14 protein-coding genes are annotated in these 21,072 nt (G+C 37.0%); 1 reads left to right on the forward strand and 13 read right to left on the reverse strand.

Annotated features, from left to right (window positions below):
* Positions 1 to 122: 122 nt before the first annotated feature.
* From HX004_RS09375 to HX004_RS09415, 9 genes are all read right to left on the reverse strand, one after another.
* Positions 123 to 6,086, reverse strand: a complete 5,964-nt coding sequence (locus HX004_RS09375; RefSeq protein ID WP_286442235.1) for an alpha-2-macroglobulin family protein — start codon at positions 6,084 to 6,086, stop codon at positions 123 to 125.
* A 169-nt stretch (positions 6,087 to 6,255) separates the two neighbouring features.
* Complete coding sequence (locus HX004_RS09380) at positions 6,256 to 7,827, reverse strand: M20/M25/M40 family metallo-hydrolase (RefSeq protein ID WP_286442236.1); 1,572 nt, start codon at positions 7,825 to 7,827, stop codon at positions 6,256 to 6,258.
* Positions 7,828 to 7,995: 168 nt separating this feature from the next.
* A complete protein-coding gene (locus tag HX004_RS09385; RefSeq protein ID WP_286442237.1) occupies positions 7,996 to 9,576 on the reverse strand; it encodes a calcineurin-like phosphoesterase C-terminal domain-containing protein in 1,581 nt (526 codons plus the stop codon).
* A 7-nt stretch (positions 9,577 to 9,583) separates the two neighbouring features.
* Complete coding sequence (locus tag HX004_RS09390; protein ID WP_286442239.1) at positions 9,584 to 10,588, reverse strand: metallophosphoesterase family protein; 1,005 nt, start codon at positions 10,586 to 10,588, stop codon at positions 9,584 to 9,586.
* A complete protein-coding gene (locus tag HX004_RS09395; RefSeq protein WP_286442240.1) occupies positions 10,563 to 11,993 on the reverse strand; it encodes a SusD/RagB family nutrient-binding outer membrane lipoprotein in 1,431 nt (476 codons plus the stop codon). The genes HX004_RS09390 and HX004_RS09395 overlap by 26 nt, the downstream gene beginning before the upstream one ends.
* 15 nt (positions 11,994 to 12,008) lie before the next feature.
* Positions 12,009 to 15,428, reverse strand: a complete 3,420-nt coding sequence (locus HX004_RS09400; RefSeq protein WP_286442241.1) for a SusC/RagA family TonB-linked outer membrane protein — start codon at positions 15,426 to 15,428, stop codon at positions 12,009 to 12,011.
* Between the two features lie 95 nt (positions 15,429 to 15,523).
* Positions 15,524 to 16,456: a FecR family protein gene (locus HX004_RS09405; protein ID WP_286442242.1), complete on the reverse strand. Its 933-nt coding sequence runs from the start codon at positions 16,454 to 16,456 to the stop codon at positions 15,524 to 15,526.
* Positions 16,457 to 16,554: 98 nt separating this feature from the next.
* Complete coding sequence (locus tag HX004_RS09410) at positions 16,555 to 17,097, reverse strand: RNA polymerase sigma factor (RefSeq protein ID WP_286442243.1); 543 nt, start codon at positions 17,095 to 17,097, stop codon at positions 16,555 to 16,557.
* Positions 17,098 to 17,197: 100 nt separating this feature from the next.
* Positions 17,198 to 17,902, reverse strand: a complete 705-nt coding sequence (locus tag HX004_RS09415; RefSeq protein ID WP_286442244.1) for a hypothetical protein — start codon at positions 17,900 to 17,902, stop codon at positions 17,198 to 17,200.
* A gap of 286 nt (positions 17,903 to 18,188) precedes the next feature.
* On the opposite strand from HX004_RS09415, the gene HX004_RS09420 reads away from it, so the two are divergent.
* Entirely contained in the window at positions 18,189 to 19,091 is a 903-nt protein-coding gene (locus HX004_RS09420) for a DMT family transporter (RefSeq protein ID WP_286442245.1), read from the forward strand.
* Between the two features lie 59 nt (positions 19,092 to 19,150).
* Here HX004_RS09420 and HX004_RS09425 read toward each other — a convergent pair whose 3' ends face one another.
* The 4 genes from HX004_RS09425 to HX004_RS09440 form a co-directional block, all read right to left on the reverse strand.
* Positions 19,151 to 19,699 carry a HugZ family pyridoxamine 5'-phosphate oxidase gene (locus tag HX004_RS09425; protein ID WP_286442246.1) on the reverse strand — a complete coding sequence of 183 codons (549 nt, stop codon included), beginning with the start codon at positions 19,697 to 19,699 and terminating at the stop codon, positions 19,151 to 19,153.
* A 64-nt stretch (positions 19,700 to 19,763) separates the two neighbouring features.
* The gene (locus HX004_RS09430) at positions 19,764 to 19,964 is read right to left on the reverse strand and encodes a helix-turn-helix transcriptional regulator (protein ID WP_286442247.1); all 201 of its coding nucleotides are present in this window, start codon (positions 19,962 to 19,964) and stop codon (positions 19,764 to 19,766) included.
* Positions 19,954 to 20,115 carry a hypothetical protein gene (locus HX004_RS09435; RefSeq protein ID WP_286442248.1) on the reverse strand — a complete coding sequence of 54 codons (162 nt, stop codon included), beginning with the start codon at positions 20,113 to 20,115 and terminating at the stop codon, positions 19,954 to 19,956. The genes HX004_RS09430 and HX004_RS09435 overlap by 11 nt, the downstream gene beginning before the upstream one ends.
* Positions 20,116 to 20,191: 76 nt before the next feature.
* On the reverse strand, positions 20,192 to 21,061 hold the full coding sequence (locus HX004_RS09440; protein WP_286442249.1) for a hypothetical protein: 870 nt from the start codon (positions 21,059 to 21,061) through the stop codon (positions 20,192 to 20,194).
* Positions 21,062 to 21,072: the final 11 nt, after the last annotated feature.

A 21,072-nucleotide genomic window follows, 5' to 3' on the forward strand; every position in this document is an offset into this window, starting at 1 on the left:
CCCGTTCTCCATTGTGAAAGTTTACTATTTAATCCTTGTACTTCAATTGGTGTTTTCCAAACTCCAAAAAAAGCCCTTCTCTATTACTGAGAAGGGCTTTTTTACTAGGTGTATTGACCTTATTATTTTCTCAAGATTTTCACATCTTGTCCTGTGCTATTCGCTTTCATTTCAGGTGCATAAACACTTTGCAAAGAAGTTATTCCATTAGAGAAATAACCTGCATTATTGGCGCGAACGTCGTATTCAAATACATAGGTTCCCTTGCGTAAATGAGTGATAAAGAAGTTAGTTGCGGCATCACGTGTTTCTTCATAATACCCAAATTCTCCTTTTCTCTTGTACCCTGAACGAACATTGATTGGTTCAAAACCACTCGCACGCATATCTTTTAGGTGGACATAATCCATATCACGATCCACCGTAATTTCTAAACGCACAGTTACTACATCTCCTACTTTGATGGGTGATTCATTGGTGATTTCACGCAATACTTGCCCTTTATCTGTAGAAGCTTTGATAAACAATTGCTTATTGAATGTAATACCTGATCCTGATTTTGATACTTTGTTCAAGTCTTCAAAATACTGCCAGTACATTGCGCCATAAGCAACACCTGCTGATTTTTTATCTAATTCTACGATACCCATTTTTTCTTTAATCGCAGCTCCGTCCCATACTTTTTTGTAGTATCCTGTATTAAACTGTTCTGATTTTGCAAAGGTAACAGGGTACCCTCCTACTTTTACTTCGACTCCTTGATCAGTATTCATCCAATTTTTCCCTAAATACAATAGAGCATAAACGGCGCGTGTAGTTGCTTTTGTTGAATTCCAAGCTACAGTTTGCTTATTTTTCAACAACCACACTTTCATGTCTTCAATAGCATTAGCATATTTTACTGCATCTACTTCGTGTGCTGCTTCAATCAACATTACCTGTGTTTCGATTGGTGCATTATACCACAGCCATCCTGCCGCATTTTCTTTCCAGTACATACCCATCTCATCGCTCTTCACCGCCATTTCCATGATTCCCTTCACCAAGCTATTTGCTGTTTTACTATCGCCAAAACGCTGTAAAACCACAGCTTTCATTCCTGTTACATACAAGTTGTCTACTGCTTTTTGACTTGCCAATTCTTTGCGGTAATCTGCAATCATCCTCGCGTATTTATCTTGTATTTTCAACTCATCTTTGAACAAACTACGCACGTATAGGTAGTGCATATCAATTGCTGGTGAATCTGTTGTATTTTTATTCTTTTGATACGTAGCATAATGCTGCTCGTCTAAATAAGCTACTGCTTTTTTCAACATCGCCATTGCCATTGGATTTAATGAACCGGCTTGTTTCATTTGACCGAATCCTTCTACAATGGTTTGAGTAATGTACACATTCGATTGATCTCCGCTAAACCAAGGGAAACCTCCATCACTATTTTGTTGATTAGCTAAACGTTCTAATTCAGCTTCTAGCTCTGATTTCATTTTATTCAAATCGAATAAAACGGCCAAACGCTTCATCTGTTCTGTTTCATCTGCTGCTTGACGTACCCAAGGTGTTTCTTCGATTAACACCTGTTTCAATTCTTCGTTTTGCTCTAATTTGGATTGAATGGCTCCTTGTTTCGTCCAGTACTCAAATACAGATTGAATGCGCAAATTACTATTCAACAACTGAGATGCAATCGTATTAGCAAATACTTTACTGAATGTTTGTTCTGTTCCTTTATACGGGTATTCTTTTAAATAGGGTAAGGCTAAAATTGCCGTCCACATTGGGTTTGCTGTTACCTCTAACGTCAACTTATAATTGTCGCGTAAAGCTGAACCTGGATGTTCTAATGTTTCAAAAGTAAAGATCTTATTTTGCCCTTCTTTTACGTATAACGGCATGGTTTCCGTTACTAAGGTACGGTTTGACAATACTGGAATCGCCGATTCTTCTCCATCGCTAAACGAACCTGCTTTCGCTAAAACTCTGTACCCTAAAGCCACGATATTTTTTGGTACATTAATCGTCCAAGCTACTTCTGTATTTCCTTTTACGCCAACGCTAAAGCTTTGTTTCGCCTGACTATTAGTATCTAAAATCGAAGTGATTGGCGTTGCTGTTAAGGCATCAAAGAATTGAATTTCTACGTCTCCGCTTAAGGCTTTGTCGTTCAGATTGGCAATTTTTGTCGAAACAATAATTTGATCTTCCTCACGTACAAAACGCGGCATATTCGGTTGAACCATCAGTTCTTTTTGGGTGCGAACGACTTGCTCTACATAGCTACTTTCTAAGTTTTTGGTATGTGCAAAGGCCATGAACCTCCATTGAGTTAAAGCCTCTGGTGTGGTAAAAGATACATTTACATTCCCTTTATCATCCGTTTGTAGTGTTGGATAGAAAAACGCAGTTTCTTTTAAGTTTGTTCTGATTTGAACTTCGTTTTGTCCCTTAGCATCGCTTCCGCCTTTTATCTCTTGTTTTTTTGTTGAAACAACCTCTTCACTCAAAGCATTTGCACTGTCTTCCATTTCATTACTTACCGAAACTCCCATTGCTTTTCCTTCAACAACCGCAGCTGTCTTTAGGTTTCTTTTAGCCATACTTGGAGCAGCTCCAAAAGTTCCTCTAACATTGTACATAGAGGTACTAAACCCAAATAAATTTAATTCAATTGGAGTTCCAAAAGAAATCAAACTTGGATAAGCGTTGCTGTACAAGAGATTTTGTCCAAAACTTTTTCTACTTAAATTATAGGTACTGAAGTCAGAATCTTGTCCGTAATTAAAAGTATAATCAAAACTCGTTTGGAAGGAAGTATTGCTTCTAAACTGATCTAAGGAAGCGTCATACATAGCAGCCACTACCTCAGCGGCAAATTTATCCTTCGCCATACCTGATACTTTTAAACGCCAAGTTTCTTCTTGTCCTGGGGTTAATTTATCGCGGAAGGTAACAAGTTCTAGTTTTAGATCTTCTTGTGAAGCATCCAAAACCAACTGGGCTGATTTTTGTGTAGCAAAGTTGTGTTTAATCGCAGTAAAACTCACTCTAACATCGCCCATTTCTCCACTCATTGGATATTCGAAATAGCTTGCTTTTCGGTTTACTTCTAGTGTTTTCTTTTGTTTCAAATACCCATTTACAAACACAGAAGCAATTACTGTCGTCTGGTTTTCCCCACTTTGTAAGCGAATTTTTGCTAAATCGCCCACTTTGTATTTGTCTTTATCTGCTTTTACCGAAAGTAATTGATAAATTACTCCTGGTTCTTCTTTGGTATTGTCGTAATAGAAATATTGTTCTACTTCTGTTTTCTCTCCTTTTTCCCAAACAAATCCCTTTAATAAATAAAATCCTGAAGTCAGTAGTTTTGCATTTGGAAAAGTTACAGTATTATCTTTTGCTGTATCAAAAGCTTTAGTAAACACTACTTTTCCTTGCTTCCATTTTGTATGATCATTTTCATTTCCATAGGCTATGTAAGGGAATTTAGCGATAAATTCTTCATAAGAATACAATTCATAATCCTCTTTTGTATAATTGTCATACGGCAATAACATTCTACGTGCGTATGGCGCTTCCAATTCAACGATACTCACTTCTCCTTTGGCAGCAAAAGCTTCTCCATTGAGGTTATTCGTCATTACTTTAATTGCTTCCAATTCTTTTGTCGACACCATTTCGTTGGTGATAATTGGCAATTGTAGACTGACATTTTTATCCCCCACATAAATTGTTTGTGTAGTGCTATGGGTTTCTCCTTTGATATCCATTACATCTACATATACCGTGTAAGAATTCACGCGCAAAGCGTCTGCTTTGTATTCTTTTTGTTCAGGAACAGCCGTAAAATCTACTGTAAAGTTTCCTTCAGCATCAGTTTCTACTTCTCCTTGCGCAATCGTCACTGCTTGTTCAGGACGTGGCCATCCATAATATCCTCGAATATCATAGCGATACCCAGCATTGCGAACTACGCGATAGCTCACTTTACTTTGATCAACCGTTGCTCCAGAATAATCCACTGCTTTTCCTTTGGCTTCTACTTTCTCATTGAAGTAATACACTCCTTTTACAGCGTCCATCGTTACTTCAAATTTCGGGCGCTTGTATTCTTCTACTGAAATAGTAGTATATTCTCCAATATTGCTATCTTTTAAAAGCACTTCAAAATAAACATTCCCCAATAATCCAGTGGTAGGTAAGATAAATTCTCCTTGAACGGATCCAAAAGCATTGGTTTTTAATGCTAAACTTCCTACTTCTTGTTGGGTCTCTTGATTCATCAATTTAACCGTCACCATTTGGTTCGCTCCAACCTGTCTTGTTTTTCCTTTTTGACGAAAGACAATTGACTTAAAGTACACCACTTGACCTGGGCGATAAATAGCTCGATCGGTTAAAACCTTTGCTTTCCAATTGATCGCTTCTACTCCTTCTTCTACTCCTGAATTTTTAGGATAAGAATAAGTTGAATAGTAAATTGACTCTCCTTTTACACCGTAAAATAAATTGGTATTTTCTTTGACGAAATCTGTAGAGAATTCTCCATTTGCATCTGTATTTACGATGGTTTCCCAATAGGCCTTACTTAAGTCTTTTTTGGGTCCATTGGCTAAAAATACAGGTTGATTCGCTTTGGGTTGTCCTGTTTTACGGTCGTATAATCGAAACTTATTGCCATTCGTTAAAAAGGCATTTGAGGTCACATGAATCAACGCCATACTCACCACATCTTGATCTTCTGTCAAGTAATCAAAATCGCGATTGGCTAACAACACAATATAACGACCAGGTGCAAGTGGTTTCAACTCTACATTGGTCGTATGTGATTGATAATCTGTGAAAGGCTTTAACTCAATCGTATAATCCGTTACCTTTTCATAAGCTGAAGCAATCTTTTTATATCCAGCTAATGTATTGGGTTCATTAATTGAAAAAGTTTTATCCTCACTATTGAATTTTAAAACTTTAAAATAAAGCGTATTTACATTCTTATGCGTTACCGTCAAAATCGAACTTAGATCTGGTAATTCATAGGAATTATAGTTCACATTTAATACGGGAGCTTCGACTACTTTCTTAAGATCTAATAAGCGTTGTGCTGTTTCAGTCTGCGGGAATTTTTCAGTCGTTTGACTGATAAAAGCCAATAAGGTAGCTCCTGATGTTTTTGCTAATTCTTTATCTTGGGTATCGCGATAGGTGTAGTACATAAATTGAGCTACAGCTTCGTGAACCAAAGCAGATTTCGGGTTTTGTTTCAGCAGTTCTTGATAAATTTTATTCAGTTCTGCTGCTTCCTTTTGGTCTTCAAAATTATTCAATGCATAGATTCGAACATAAGCCGCTAATTCTGTTTGCCCTTTCTTGGTCAAATCTTGAATCACTTGATTCATTAAATCTTTGGCTTGCATTTTCTTTAGTTCTCTTTGTTCAGCAGAAGAGCGGTAAGAAAAGCCATTGTTTAAGAAAAGAGCGTAATCCATACGCAAAGCATCGTAAACGGAGAATTTGGAAAAATCTAAGTTGTACTGTTCTGTCGTTTGGAAAACGTCATTCCATCCTCCTACGGTAGCAGAAGCTTGTTTTTTAGCTGTATCTAAAGCCTCTTCCCAATATTTCGTACACGCTCTTTCGAAATCCTCTTTGCCCCAGAAGCGAACGTCAGTACCTTTTTGCTGTTCTACAGCCGTTCTATTGCTAATTTTATATGCATTTTCTTCATAGTATAATTGGTATATATGAGCAATATACGCTTGAACAATCGCCTTGTATTCTCCTGATGCTGTTTGCAATTCCTTATCAAATTCTCTTAGAATCTGATTAATATCGTAGTCTTTGTCTTCTTGGATTGTGATATTAATTCTTGCTTCATAAAACATTCCTTTTAAGAGACTTGCATAGGCTTTCGTTTGACGAGAAAGTGAAATCACCTCTTGTACTTCGGGCAACAAGCTTCTTACCTCTTGCTGTTGCTCTTTGTGTTCGATACTCTTCCACAACTCCTGTATCTTTTTATTGGGTTGCTGAGCAAAACCTAAGATTGGAGCAAGTATCATCAAATACATATTTAATTTTTTCATAAGAAATAATAAATTGGGTGCATAAATATATGACTATTCACAATCATATTTATTGTTTCATTGACAAAAAACATTTGTACAAAAAGGAAAGTACAAATTTCTTAACAGCAATTTATAAATTGAATAAAAAAAAAGGCTTTTACTCGAGGTAAAAGCCTTTTTTTAGTTATTAATACTGATCTGAATTGCGTTGTGGCTCTTTAGATACTGGCCATTGTTGTTGTTCCCCTTGATCATTGGTTGGTAGTACAATTTTTTCTCTTGAAACCAATTCGGGTTCTTCACTGGCTTTATACACCATAATCGCTAAGAGTATTGCGTTGTTTTGTACGTCGTCAAAAACGATTTTATCTGCTGTATCGCGGTTGGTATGCCAAGTGTAGTTTCCATATCCCCAACTGAGTGAACTCATCATGAATCCAGGAATATCTTTACTGACAAAAGACACGTGATCAGATCCTCCTCCAGAAGGAGAACCAGGATAATGCGTTTTGAGGTCTTTTTTATAATTTTCAGGTACTGCTGATAGCCATCTTCCCAAAAAGTCATAAGCATGTAAGAATCCTTGCCCGGTTATATTGGCAATTCGCCCTGTTCCGTTGTCTTGGTTAAAAACAACTTGTATTTTTTCTAGCAGTTCTGGATGATCGGCTACAAAAGCACGTGATCCGTTTAATCCTTGTTCTTCACTTCCCCAGTTTCCGATTAAGATGGTGCGTTTAGGATTTGGCAAGACTGTTTTTAGGATACGCGCAGCTTCCATCATGGTAATGATTCCCGTTCCATTATCTGTTGCTCCTGTTCCCCCATCCCAACTGTCTAAGTGAGCGGATAAAATCACATATTCATCTGCTTTATCTGTTCCCTTTAATTCGGCTATGGTGTTATAAGTTTGCGCCGTTCCTAAATTCTTCGATTGTACATTTACGTTGATTCTCGGTGCTTTTCCTCCCTCTGCTAAACGATACAACAATCCGTAATCTTCTAGGGCAATATCAATGGTTGGCACTTGTGTGGTTTGCGCTCCAAAGATGCGATTCGCCCCCATTATACCCGTCCAAAAAGACATAACAACTCCTTCAGCACCAGCTTTTTCTAATACTTTTGGCAATTCTTTTGCTGTATATCCTGTATTAGCTATGCGTTGATTCCACGCTTGCTCTATCGCTTCTCTTTCTTTTTTCATTTTCTCGTATGACGCTGGTGTCGCGTACTCTTTCCATTGGTAGTCTGGTCGTCCACTAGGTGGAAGCTGAGAAATCATCACGTATTTTCCTTTTACCGTTGGTAACCAAGCTTCAAACTCAGCTTTATTTTTGGCATCTACTAAAACAACAACCTCTCCTTCTACTCCATTTTTCTTTGTAGCGGGACTCCAAGCCAATTGTGTTCCTTCTAAGGATTTGATTCGTGGAGATGTCATCGTAATTTGCGAGGTTCCTCTTTCCCATGCCTTCCATGTTCCATAAGCTTCATTACGTGCTTCCAACCCCATCTTTTGGTAGGTGTCTTTTACCCAATTGTGGGCTTGCATCATCTGAGGGGTTCCAACTAAACGCGGACCTATTCCGTCTAATAATTCAAAAGCATAGGTCTTAAGTTGAGAATTTGTGGTTCCTTCTGTGATAATAGCCTCCACAATGGGATCTTGATTTTGAGCGATGGTTAAACTACTTGTAATAAGAGCAATTCCCAGTAAACTATGCTTGAGATTTTGATGGATCGTTGTGGTAAACTTCATTTTATTTTAGTTTTCGTTTGTTTAGGGCAAAATACTCGAATATCTACTGACATACAACATTTTTTTATTGAATGAATCAAATAAAAAATAGGCGAGAAAAATCCCGCCTATCTAACCAAATTAACACATTCACTTCATGAAATTACTTTCACTTCATCTTGACTTACTTTATTTTTGAGCACGTGCTTCTACTCTAAATGTTTTTATTGTAGAGAATACACGTTGAAACATATCTTTTGTTCGGATTTCTACTTGGTGGATTCCTACACTCAAATTGGAAGGAATACGCGCACCCCATAAATGAGGACTATTCACAGGATTAGATGGCCTCTTTCCGTCCACTAACGTTTGAGAAAGATCGTATTTTTGCACTTTAGCGTATAAGGCTGGATCCAACGTCACTTCTCGATTCATTTTCTTCCATTCTTGTTGATCAATGCGATATTCAACCTCATCAAATTCAGTTCCCATAAATATATTGGCATATACAAATGAATTCCCTCCTTTTTTATCTGCTACAACTTGAGGTAAAAACACTTCCATGCGATAATCTTCTGATTTTCCAGCTACTTTATAATCTAACTCATAGGTATTTCCTTTGACTGATAGAATAGCATATCCTTTAGGTGTGCCGTCTCTCATGGTAGATACAGGTACATTTTCTTCGTTGTATTCTCCAGAATACCAATCACCAGAGGTAGTACCTACATTGTATTCATGGAGTAATTTAGCTTTGTTCCACCCTTGTTCTTTTCCGTAGAATTGATGGGTTTGTGTATGCATATGAGCCGATAACAATAAAACGTTGTCAAATTCTGCCAATACATCCAATAGCTCTTGTCTAGCTTTAGCATCGAAGTGTTTCTCCTCCCCTACATATAAAGGAATATGGAAGGATACGACGATTAAACGATCTTTGTCGACTAATTTTAAGTTGTTACGAACAAAATCCAATTGATCTTTTCGAAATCCACCCCAATATCCTTTTTGGGTAATAGGATGTGGATAAAGCACATCATCCAATACAATAAAATGAGCTTTTCCATAATTAAAAGCATAATTAGCTGGTCCAAAATTGCGCTCGAAGGTTTCGTCTGAATGAATGTCTTCTGTTGCATCGTAATTCATATCGTGATTTCCCAATACATTATACCACGGCAATCCAATTTCTTTCATGACTTCCTTGTAGGGTTGATGCAAACTCAAATCATCTCCTACAATATCACCTAAACTAATTCCAAAAGAGATACCCGCTGTACGCTCCTTCGCTTCATCGACAATCGCTCTTTTGTAATATTCCATTTCAGCCATTGTATAAGGTTGTGGATCACCGAAAACAAAGGCTTTAAAATCGTTGTTTTCTTCTTGTGGAAGTAACCCAAAGTTGACTTCTTTTGGCAATTTTCCCGTTGGTTCTATTCCTTTATACTTGAAGTGTTTGGGAGATCCTTTGGGTTTGTGCATATAGTAGTAGCGCGGTAAATTATATTCATCCAATAAAAAACCATAACCCGCAGGCTTGATGACAAAAATAGGATTGTCATCAGACAAAGGTAATTCATATTTTCCTTGTGCATCGGTCAATACTACCTCCATTCCATTGCTTACGGCTACATTGGCTAATGGTCGTTCTTTTTTATCTTTTATTCCATTGGCATTGGCATCCTCAAAAACATAGCCAATTACTTTCGTTTGAGCCCCTACAACTAAAGAAGTTAAAAGGGCAATACTTAATACAATATTTTTCATCTTATGTTTATAACTTAATTAATCGATCTGATATTTTAGCTGCAGAAACGTAATTCCACGAAACAATAGGTTCACCTAATTGAACGGGGGATTGCCCATACCAAGATGATTCTTTCCCTGTCAATCGCAGTTCATCGGATTCTATTTGTACGTGGGCCCACAGCGGATCTTTGTAATACCCCATATTGCGCAAATAAGGATATTTCGTATAGGCTTCTTGCGAAAATGACGTATTGTTATAGGGTTCTCCCAACCATCGGTATACGGCACTGTTGATTTGCACATAGTGAATTCCGTTGATTACATTGGTATAATCCATATGGTGATGTCCTGAAAACACGACCTTTACCTTCGTAAATCCTGCTTTTTTATTGCAGTTATCCAATAAGATACGTACCGCTTCCCTATTGTGCACTCCATTGTGATCCAATCCTTGATGAATAAATACAATGGTCGGCAAGGAGGTGCTATTGAGGTCCTGTTCCAACCATTCCAATTGTTGCTTGTGGAAATAGGAAGGATAACGCATCCCCTCATTACCAGGTATTTTTCCATTGCCATCTAATACTACAAAGTGATGCCCTTTGCGATCAAAACTGTAATAATTCTGTTTCAGGGAAAAGAAATCCATGATTTGTTCTAAGGATTTATTCTCATCAAATTCATGGTTGCCAATCACGTGAAAGGCATCTCCTTGAAAGGAATTCCAAATATCTAAAATGATTTGATTCTCCTTTTTAGGAACACAAAAATCACCCAATTGAATAATAAAATCGACTTGTTTTCGATTCATTTCCTCTACAAAGGCTTGCAATCGCATTGGCGCATCAAAGGTTAAATCTTGATGTAAATCGGTTATAATACCAAAGCTCAACGTTTCTTTTTTTCTTTCCTCCCCTATCTCCTTCGCTTGAATGTCAAAGGGAATAGCTGTCGCTAAGGTTCCTAAGGCAACCGTTCGCAAAAATTCACTTCTCTTCATTTCCTTACTTGATCCACCAAATTTTAGCATTCATTTTATCTCCTCCCATACGCTGACTTGCTTCGGAATAATTCGTTGGATTGTACACTTTTTGATCGGAATGATACAACAGGCGATAGGGCATTTTTCCGTCATTTAACATAGAAGAAGTTGTTGGTAATACAGGTAATCCAGTACGTCTGTATTCAGACCATTGTTGAAAATCTGTAAAGTAGAGTGAAATGTATTTTTGCAACATAATTTGCTCCAAATTCCCCTTATATTTCACTTTCTCTTGCTCTAAATAAGCTGCTTCAGCTGTTTTTCCTGTTACGAAGAGAATTGCACTTTTTATTCCATTGGTGTAGTATTGCTCCGCCTGACCGCTATTGTAGTAACCACGTTGGGCTAATTCCGCTTTGATGAATTCCACCTCTGCATGCATCAAAATGGGAATACTCATAGGAGCAACCACTTGTTTATTATTCATATAAGAAGGAGAGAATTTAAATTGAGAATTATCCCCTACATAGGCACTTGGTATTCCCACATATCCGATTGATTTTCCTTCTAAGTCTTTGGCTTCTGTTGCATATACTCCAATACGAGGATCTTTCAACTCATTTAAATGATCAATAAAAAAGGCTGAAGCCGATTGATTGGTAGAGAAATCTAACGCTCTAGACCAAGGCGATAAATTAGGGGTAATTCCCGTTACCTTTAATGCAGCACTTTGCGTAAAATCGCTAATGATGGGGTATTTATCTTCTTGGCTCAACATAGTCACCATTTCTCCAAACGCCTGTGGATATACATTGGAGATTCTCAACAACAAACGCAAGCGCAGTGAATTGGTAAATCGCTGCCAATTTTTAGTATTATTATCAAACAGGATTTCTTTTCCGTATAACATTGGATTCGTGTGATTATACAATGCGTTAGCCTCTTCTAAATCTTGCAATAACCTCATGTAAATCTCTTGCTGGGTATCGTATTTGGGTTTTAATCCTCCTTCATCTCCTTTGGATGCCTCTGAGAAGGGAATATCACCAAATGAATCGGTTAGATTGGAATACACCCAAGCGCGTAAAGTTAAACCGATGGCTTTATAATTAGCATCATTGGGATTCGCCTCTGAAACGGCTAACATTTCACGGATATTCTTCGCCCATTTGTAACTAGCATTCCATTGGGAATTTCCCGTATTATCTAAAATCTCATAACGGTGTCTTCCTCCGTAAAAACTGGGATAAGGCAACTTTACCTGCATGAGTTCTGCCGTGATATCGTAGTAATTCCTTATGTTGTTGTTTGCCATATTATAGATAACCTCATTCAAGAGGGTACCTGGGCTAATTTGATCAATTAAATTGGGATCTGTATTGACTTCTTCAAAGTTTTCTGTACAAGAGAGAAAGAAGAAAACTGAAGCGACTAGGTAAATTATTCTTTTCATGTGTGATGCTGCGTATTAAAATTCTACTTTTAAATTAAATCCATAGGAAGCGGTAGAAGGCATTTGCCCTGTTTCCATTCCGGGTACAATGACACTTCCATTCATGGTTGCGGCTTCTGGATCATAAATTGGGAAATCGGTAAACGTTTTTAAATCACGTCCATATACGGTTAGTGTCAAACTTTCTAATCCCATGCGTTTCAATTGTTTTTTCGCAAAAGAATACGACAACGAGAGTTCTCTAATCTTCAAAAAAGAAGCATCAAAGGTATTAGACTCGACATTTTGGTATTCATAGTATTTTCTGTAGTAATTATCTACGCGAATTGGCGTTGTATTGGGTGAATAAGTTCCATCGGCATTTAATACCACTCCTTCTCCTATTAATTCTCCTGCTTCACGTCCTTTGAGTGTATGTTTCAATTGTCCTGCTTCTGTAGCTTTGTGATGGGTATGGGAGTAAATCTTTCCTCCATATTGACCGTCAATTGTAAATCCAAAATTCCAATTCTTATATTTGAAATTATTGACTAATCCGGCCTTCCATTTTGGAGCCACATCACCAATATACTCTGGGTCAGCCCCTAATACAGGAACTCCATTGCTATAAACAATTTGCCCTTCTGGATTGCGGACGAATTTTCGCCCATATAAAGCTGTTGTTGTTCCTCCTACCTTCGCAATTAATCGTCCGTTGACAACTGTAGCTAATACTTGCTCTTCTAAATTGTCTTTTAATTCTAGTACTTCGTTTTTATTTTTAGACCAGTTGGCAGAAACATTCCATGAAAAATCGCTATTCTTTATTGGCGTTCCATGTAGTACCAACTCCACTCCTTTATTTCTTACTTTTCCTGCATTGATAACCTGAGAACTAAATCCTTCTGCTATATCCATAGGCAAAACTAAAATCTGGTTCTTTGTATCTGAATTATAAAAAGTTACATCAAATCCCAAGCGATTTTGCAACATCTTCATTTCTACTCCTGTTTCCCAACTTGACGTAATTTCGGGTCTTAAGTTTGCATTGTACAACGTGCTTGGCATAACAGCTGAACTTGGGAAATTACTTTGTGCATAGTATTTGGATACTTGATACGGATCTGTATCACTTCCTACTTTTGCAAAGGATACCCTGTATTTCAAATAATCAATCATTTCAGGTAAAACAAACATATCTGATAGAATAGCACTTGCACTTACAGAAGGGTAGAAATACGAATTATTCCCACTTGGCAGTGTACTAGACCAGTCATTTCTAGCGGTTACATCCACGAATAAGAAGTTGTTGTACCCCATCGTCATCATTCCGTAGGTACTGTTTACTTTTTTCAAGGCATCAGACGTATTGACAATGGGATTATTCACGCCATTAGATAGCTTGTACACTCCTGGTACTACTAAGGCATCCACAGACGTTCTCACATTTCGATGCGTATACGACATATGATTAGCTCCCACCATAACTTGATAATCCAATGTTTCTGAAATTTTATCCTTGTACGTCAATAAGAAATCAGCATTTATTTCTCTACTTGATATATCTTGACGAGCATAAAATCCTTCTGCATGGCGTTTACTCGAAAAGCCGCGTTTGGTTTCTCTGAATTGAGTAAGGTTATTGATGGCTAAACGCCCCATAAAGTCCAATTTATCTGTCAGCTTAATCTCTGCTTTTGCGTTTCCGATAAATTGACTGCTATCTAGTGTATTTTGATCGACATTGGTAATAAAATAAGGATTACTAGACCAAGGCGAGAAAGGGTTTAACTGCTCTCGATCTTCCTTTCCATTTTTCCACATGGGTTTATACCAGTTGACATCCACGTTGGGCAATAAGAACATCATGAAATAAGCCAATGATCCATTATTATATCCCAAAACGGGTAAGTTATCGCTCTTTCTGTTGTTGTAATTCATCACGGCAGATAACTTAACGCGGTCTGAAATCTGGTAATTTCCATTGAATGAGGCCCCGTATTTTTTGTATCCTGTGTTGGGAACAATCCACTTATTATCTGTATGTGAAATATTCAATCGCATAGAGCCTTTGTCATTCCCCCCTTGAAAAGCAATGGCATTATTAACGGTTACACCCGTTTCAAAAAAGTCTTTTCTGTTGTTTTTATAAGGTCTCCACAAGGTGCGCTCTGGCGTTTGTCCTTGAGTCGTGGGATCATATTGATAAAAATATTGATCTTGGAATTTAGGTCCCCAAGCTTCTGGGTGATTTCCTGTATCTGGACCATCGGCTGAATTGCCAAAAGAATAGTATGGATTTCCATTCTTGTCAAAATATCCCCCCGATCCTTGTCCATATTCATATTGATAATCCGGCCATTTATTAATCACATCAAATGCAACTGAGCTGTTAAAAGCAATACCAAACTTATCGTTTTTCTTTCCTGATTTTGTCGTGATAATTAAAGCTCCATTCGCTGCTCTAGATCCGTATAATGCCGCAGCTGTTGGTCCTTTTAAAACCGTTACACTTTCAATATCATCTTGATTCAAATCGGAGATGGCGTTTCCATTATCTACTGGGGAATCATTTCCAAAAGCAGCAGTATTATACCCATTGGAATTAATTTCTTGATCCATTGGCACTCCATCAATAACAATCAACGCGTAGTTTTTACTAGCATCTAAAGAGGTATTTCCCCTCAATTGGATGCGTTGAGAATTAATCGGTCCCGTTCCTCCTGATGCGATATTCAATCCAGCAACTTTTCCCTTTAATCCACTGGACCAGTTATTGGCTACCGCAGTAGATAGCTTTTCCGCATTTACTGTTTCTTGCGCATAACCCAAACGTTTTTCTTCACGTTTGATTCCCAATGCGGTTACCACCACCTCATCCAAACTTGTTTGATCATCTTGTAAAACAATGTTTAAATTTTGGGCAGCTCTAACCACTTGTGTTTTATAACCAATAAATGAAATTTCTAAATCATCCACTCCTAAATTTACAGTTAGACTAAACACTCCATTGATATCTGTAGCTACTCCTTTATTGGTTCCCTTAATCGCAACAGTAGCTCCAGGAATAGTAAAACCATCCTTATCTTTCACCACTCCTTTTATCTGTTGGTGATTTTGCTGTTCTTTTACCGAGATGGTAGTACCTGAGATTTGATACGTCAATCCGTATTCACTCGAAACCTCATCAAGTACATCCGTAATCTTTCTGTCTTTTACTGCGATGGCAATCTTTTTATTGGTTTTCAATACATCGTCAGAAGCTACAACGGTGTAATTGGTCTGCTTTTTAACGTCTTCAAATACTTCTTCGATAGACAATCCATCTGCATAAGCAGGAAGAGACTTCCCTTCTTTTTGTGCGTGCACACCTAAACTGAACGTACTGCTCAACGCTAGGACATACACCCATGTTGGATAGGATTTACTCCTACTTTTTACTAATTTTCGGTACATTTTATTATCTTTGGTTTTTAGTTAATCAATATTCTTTTGATAATTAATGGAATACACCTGTTTATAGCTGCAACTATAGGCAGGTTTTTTTATTTCTATTTTACGCTTATTGCGATGGTTCCATCTGCTTTTTTAGCATAACTTATCCCATACAAAAAGTTTAAACTATTTAGTATTTCCTCAATACTATTGTATTTAAAATCTCCTGTAATCGTCAATGTGGGTACTTCCTGTCCTTGCCAAATTATTTTTGTGTTTAACTTCCTATTGAGTACGTGAATCACTTCTTGGATGGTTGCTTTTCTAAATTTGAGATTGCCTCGATGCCATTGATCTAAATCTTTTTCTTCCATCGCGTAGGATACAAATTGTTGTTTTACAGTTTGGAAATCCACTTTTTCATTGGCTTTTAAGATTACTTTCTTCGATTGTTCTGCATCGCTTACTTCAACCTTTCCTTCATGAACACTTACACTGATGGTTTCTCCATTTACATCATTGACATTGAACTTTGTTCCCAATACCTTGACGTGTAAATTTTCACTTTCCACCCGAAAAGGTTGTTGAGGATGTGTTCGCTTCACCTCAAAAAAGGCTTCACCCTGTAAGTAAACGAGGCGTTGATCTTCTTCAAATTGAGTGGGGTATTGTATGGAACTTCCTCCGCTGAGGTAGACTAAGGTAGAGTCACTTAGGTGAAAGACGAGCTGTTCTCCTTTTTGTGCTTGTTGGGTAATCCACTGTGGGTCTGTTTTGGCAAAAAAGAAAAAATAGAACACACCTACACTGACCAAACAAGCCGCAAATGAGGTATACCGCAAGAAATGCGTTTGAAAGATTGAGGGTTTCGTTTTGGAAGAGATGGCCTGATGCAGTCGATGGTATAATACTTTATCGCGTTTTACTTCTTCTGCCGTGATTCCCCCCACCTGTAGGGAATTGAAAAATTGATTGATTACAGCTTGTTCGGGTACTGAAGCTGTTCCTTTGTTGTATTTGGCTAATAGCGCTTTGAATTTCTTATACATTATAGTCTTGTGATCTAGTACTATAATGAAGTACGCGAAAGAGTGGTTTTCCCCTATGTAAAAATTAAGGCTTAATCATTCCTTAAAACACAAAACATTTAGGTAACACTTAACCAAGATAACAGCAAGATTGCTCCAGGAATATCTACTACATAAGGTGTAGATTCTTTCAATAGTTTTAAAGCTTTGTTGATTTGATTTTCAACAGTACTCTCCGTAATGCCCAAACATTGGGCAATATCTTTATACGTGCGCTGTTCATAGAAGCGCATTTTAAAAATCAAGAGGCAACGATCAGGAAGAATGGCAAGAGCCGTTTTTTCGATTTCATCTAAGAGCATCGCTTTCACTTCATCGTATTGGGCGTCTTCTAAATCGGGAATTAGCGTCGCTAGTTTTTCCACCTGAACGGAATCAAACCGGCGATTACACAAGGCTTTTGCACATTGATTTCTCGTAGCCTGAAATAAATAAGCACGTGGCAATTCAGCCGTAACTTGCCTATTCCAAAAGTCGATAAAGACTTCTTGTACAATATCCTCTGCAACGGCTTTGTCTCGTATTACATTATAGGCAAAACTGTATAATTCAGCCCAGTGTTTTTGAAAGATTTTATCAAAATCAGCATTATGGCTTACCATTTGTATATGAATTAATAGATTTATTCGAACAAATGTAGGAGTAAAGAATACGTTGAATTTTAATTCACTGTTAAGTTTTAGTGATTCCTAAGCATTAATTTTACTTATAATACTCATATTCAAAAAAAGTTGTACTATACGTTTGATTATATTCGTCAAACACCTCTTTTTCTACAATATTACCCTGATAATCAAAGGCTTTATTTTTAAAAGTTAATAACTGAGTGTCTCCATAAGGTTGAAGTGTTTGTTGCTTAAATTGGATTTCATATCCTTTTGCATCATATTGGTGAAGGGATTTCGTTTCAAATTCAATATTTCCATCTTCCTTATTCATGATGATTAAGTGAATTTCTTTCACTTGTGCTTGAGGAGTAAACAACAACTGCATACTTCCTTTATTCTTCGGTTTATTAAAATAGGTATAGGTAAATTCACAAGTGTTTGTTGTAGGCCATTGTTGGACAATTTCTGTGGCTTTTGTTCCATTTGCATTCAAACTCAAGCTGTGGCGTATATTATTTTGATACTCAAAAAACTGAAGCTCTCCTATTTTAGTATAGACTATAGAACTAGTCTTTTCTTCTTCCTGTACACCAATATAAATCTCCTTCAACGTAAAAAAACCTCGTTCATTGAAATGTACGATTTGTTTTTTCACCTCTTTTCCTTCACTAGGATAGTCTATACTTGTTAGGGTCTTTACTTTTCCTTTGACATTTTCCATCTGCCAATCCGTCAAAACTTGTGCTTGACTTTGATTATATCCGAACCAAACGAAAAGGAATAATAGGTAGTATTTCATCATTGTTTATATTTATATCAAAACTCAAGCAAACAATTGTTTTAGCTCATGAAGTAAAAATACGTTTTTTACTAAAAAAAGGAAACAGAAAAAAACCTGTTCTATTATCTGATTCGAACTTAATTGCCAAACAAATTAGAGAGTTGTTTTTTATTTGAAGGAATAACTATGGAGATTTTTAAGCAAAGGCTCTTGAAATTACAATGTTGGCAATAGTGACATACAGCTACCGCTCCCCAATCAGAAGCCGTATCTTTGCGCGGAATTTTTATAATTTTTATTTACAATGAAAAACCTGAAAGGAATTTTGTTCGCCTTAATTTCCTCTGGTACATTTGGTTTGGTTCCGTTATTTTCGCTACCGCTACTTGTACCGAGTTTGCGACCAGAAGGAGTGGCGGCTATCGGCATACCGACCATTCTATTTTATCGATTTTTGTTTTCATCCGCTACCATGGGGGCTGTTTGTCTCTACAAGAAAACAAGTTTAAAAATTTCTATTAAGGATTTAGCAGTCGTCTTTTGCTTGGCTTTGTTGTATGCCGCTACCGCCAAGTTTTTAGTTGACTCTTATGAATATATCGCTAGTGGATTAGCAACCACCGTCCATTTTTTATATCCGCTTTTCGTTAGTATTATCATGATTCTCTTCTTTAAAGAAAAGAAATCGACCGTATTGTTTATTGCTTCAATTCTCTCCTTAATCGGCGTTGGTATGATGTGTTGGCATGGAGAAGCTTCTCCTGCTCTTTTTAAAGGACTTATCTTATCGGCCTTAACCATTTTTGCCTATGGATTGTATATTGTGGGATTAAATAAATCAAGGATTTCCAATATGAACTTTGATTCTCTGACATTTTACGTCTTATTGATGGGGTGTTTGATTTTTCTTTTTTACGCTTTAATGACAACGGGAATCGACGCTATCACACTCAGAGCCGATTGGATGAACTTAATTTTATTGGGCTTCTTTGCGACGTTTATTTCTGATTTATGCTTGGTCTTGGCCGTAAAACACGCAGGATCTACTATCACCTCTATTTTAGGATCGATGGAACCCGTAGTTGCTGTATTAGTGGGAACGTTGTTCTTTGGTGAATTCTTTGACTGGATGTCTGCACTCGGCTTGTTCTTTGTGTTGTTATCCGTCACCTTAGTGATTGCTTTTAGTAAGCAAAATGCGACATAAAACAAAAAAGTCTTTGGTTTTTGACCAAAGACTTTTTTGTTTTCAACAAGAAAAATATATTATTTTTTTACATCTACATTGTGTTGCCCGTGAGCTCCGTGTCTATGCTCCATTACTTGTAAATTCTCATCAATGAAGTAAGCACTTCCGAATCCATTTACATAAGATCCTTTGATTGGTTTTAAATTGAACATGATAAAGTCTTCTAAGTTTCCTAAAACCTCAATTACTTTTCCATGTCTCTCTCTCAAATCAACCATCGCTTGATCGTATAACGGATTTCCTTTTTCTACTAACTCCGCTTCTGTTTCAATTGTTAAACGGTGTCTCGCGTATAATTGTTTCGATGTACTCTCATCTTCTACAAACATAAAAGATACTTTTTTGCGATCTCTTAAGTTCTTCGTATGTTTTGCCATAAACGAAACTAAGATTTGGAAATCATTTCCTACTCTTGAATAAGGTGCTGTACTAACCAATGGAGAACCATCTTCGTTTAACGACGCAATCATAACCGATTTGCACTCATTAATAAGCTCTTCTACTTTAGGAGCTTTTGGCTTTACTTTATGCTGATCGAAGTTTGGATTAAGTGTATCTGTACTCATTGTAATTGTATTTATATTGTCGCGCTAAGATACAAAATTATTTAAACTAAATAAAAATAATACGTTAATCTGTTTCTTCTAACTCAAATAAATCTTCCACTTTTACTTGGAGTGTTTTCGCCAGTTTTAACGCCAATATGGTAGAAGGTACATAGCGATTTGCCTCAATGGAATGAATTGTTTGACGGGAAACTTCAATGGCATCTGCTAATTCCTGTTGGGTTAAATAACAGCGTACACGTTCCGCTTTTACGTTATTCTTCATCTAAACTTTGTTTCAATTTTCGGTATTGCATTTCAAACATTAGGTTAACTAGTATCATCCCCTCTAAAATTCGTCCAGCGTCTCCTTTATCATTTAATTCCTCTGGATCAACTATATTCCAAATTGCTGTAAAAAATATGCCAATAATCATAAAGAGGATAGCCTTAGCTATCCTCTTATATCTTCTATCTTATCTTTATTATCATCGCCTGAAATAAAAATCTTCCTCACTTTTTTAAAAAATAATACGCATCTGAAAAATACTTATTCGGTTGAATGTAAGCATATCCTCCTTGCATATCAATAATCCAATTAAAGCGATGAATAAAATCCGCACCAAAATAGCTGGTGGGTTGATTCTTGATTTCTCCTGTAAAAATATTAACGGGGACATGAGTAAAACGAAAGGAGTTTATGAGAACGGTTGGCATTTCAACGATTAAATTTGTCAACTTCTCTCCTGCTGAATTCATCAGCGTTTTTTCGTCTAAACGTGGGAGTACTTCCGCCCATTGATTTTCATCCGCCACTTGATTGTTGTACAACAACATACCCGAAAATCCAGATTGCAAAAGAAACTTTGTTTTGATTTCCTTCTCCTTTACCTTGCTCGAAACTTCAATAAATAATCGTCCCTGTTCATGGGTTAACGGCAAAGCTACAAATCCACGAGTATCGGGTAAATGAGTATAGATTTCAAATTGGGATTGGTCGTAATTAATCGCAAAAATCTGTCCGTTAAACAATTGAGTTCCTATTTTACCCTCTGCTCCATTACCTGTATATTCCTTGTCCCAAATCCATATGGGTTCAACAAGGGTATTGCCGACCTGAATGCAATTGCCTTTACTCAATCCTTCTGAAAAATCAGTTGTATCAAAAACGACAGATTCTACCTTACTTTTACGATTAGGTGCCAAAGAAGCTTCTCTCATGGCAATTTGGAACATCAACACCACACTATCGCGTTTATTGATTACCCCATCAACCAAAATATTGTAGTGTTCATTTAATCGAAACGGAATTTTCTCCTGACTCTTTGCTGTTGAAAAAGAGAACAGAGAAACAAAAAAAACAACTAAAAAATTTGTCTTCATATTTTATTTTA

It is taken from the genome of Myroides sp. 1354, assembly GCF_030324495.1.
GTDB lineage: Bacteria > Bacteroidota > Bacteroidia > Flavobacteriales > Flavobacteriaceae > Flavobacterium.

Bases quoted from the DNA above. Each gene is read 5' to 3' on its own strand.
- HX004_RS09375 (WP_286442235.1), bottom strand. From the start codon at position 6,086: ATGAAAAAATTAAATATGTATTTGATGATACTTGCTCCAATCTTAGGT.
- HX004_RS09415 (WP_286442244.1), bottom strand. From the start codon at position 17,902: ATGAAATACTACCTATTATTCCTTTTCGTTTGGTTCGGATATAATCAA.
- HX004_RS09420 (WP_286442245.1), top strand. From the start codon at position 18,189: ATGAAAAACCTGAAAGGAATTTTGTTCGCCTTAATTTCCTCTGGTACA.
- HX004_RS09380 (WP_286442236.1), bottom strand. From the start codon at position 7,827: ATGAAGTTTACCACAACGATCCATCAAAATCTCAAGCATAGTTTACTG.
- HX004_RS09400 (WP_286442241.1), bottom strand. From the start codon at position 15,428: ATGTACCGAAAATTAGTAAAAAGTAGGAGTAAATCCTATCCAACATGG.
- HX004_RS09435 (WP_286442248.1), bottom strand. From the start codon at position 20,115: ATGATTATTGGCATATTTTTTACAGCAATTTGGAATATAGTTGATCCA.
- HX004_RS09395 (WP_286442240.1), bottom strand. From the start codon at position 11,993: ATGAAAAGAATAATTTACCTAGTCGCTTCAGTTTTCTTCTTTCTCTCT.
- HX004_RS09430 (WP_286442247.1), bottom strand. From the start codon at position 19,964: ATGAAGAATAACGTAAAAGCGGAACGTGTACGCTGTTATTTAACCCAA.
- HX004_RS09405 (WP_286442242.1), bottom strand. From the start codon at position 16,456: ATGTATAAGAAATTCAAAGCGCTATTAGCCAAATACAACAAAGGAACA.
- HX004_RS09425 (WP_286442246.1), bottom strand. From the start codon at position 19,699: ATGAGTACAGATACACTTAATCCAAACTTCGATCAGCATAAAGTAAAG.
- HX004_RS09410 (WP_286442243.1), bottom strand. From the start codon at position 17,097: ATGGTAAGCCATAATGCTGATTTTGATAAAATCTTTCAAAAACACTGG.
- HX004_RS09390 (WP_286442239.1), bottom strand. From the start codon at position 10,588: ATGCTAAAATTTGGTGGATCAAGTAAGGAAATGAAGAGAAGTGAATTT.
- HX004_RS09440 (WP_286442249.1), bottom strand. From the start codon at position 21,061: ATGAAGACAAATTTTTTAGTTGTTTTTTTTGTTTCTCTGTTCTCTTTT.
- HX004_RS09385 (WP_286442237.1), bottom strand. From the start codon at position 9,576: ATGAAAAATATTGTATTAAGTATTGCCCTTTTAACTTCTTTAGTTGTA.